At 49.6% G+C, this 474-nt stretch carries 1 protein-coding gene; it reads right to left on the reverse strand.

All coding sequences use genetic code 11. From position 1 onward, the window contains the following. A partial coding sequence (locus B3W37_RS07545) for a DNA cytosine methyltransferase (RefSeq protein WP_483175254.1) occupies positions 1-344 on the reverse strand: 344 nt, incomplete at its 3' end. Positions 345-474 lie beyond the last annotated feature (130 nt).

Below are 474 nucleotides of genomic sequence, written 5' to 3' on the forward strand. Positions count from 1 at the left end.
GGGGTATTGTGTTCCGGATACCGGTCGAGCGGTTGCCGAATGGGCTGCTTTTTATTTTTCTTCCCGAAGATATATCTCTCGCATGCATCATTGAGCCGTTCTTTATCCTTCATGCCTTCGATGTAATGTATTTGTACCGGATAGCTGCATAAATTAACCATGTATGTAAGCGTCGCTGCCGGATCAAATTCATTAGCACCCACAACCTCAAATCCCGCTTTAATGAATCCCAGATCCATGCCCCCGACTCCTGCAAAGAAACTGAAAGCAGTCGGCCGTTCTCTCTTTGCAGTGGCATGCTCTGGCACAATAAGTCCATATTTTGTCTGCCGCCAATATTCCATGCCCTCACCTCTTCCTAAACTTGTTGGCTGCCGGGCATGTAGCAAAATGGCTTACCCGCCCCGTCACAGTTCTGTCCGGCAAAAACAAACTATCGCGGTTTACCGGGCTGCCCCACTCCAAGCCGCCATC

The sequence above is a fragment of the Syntrophomonas sp. UBA5494 genome (assembly GCF_002426325.1).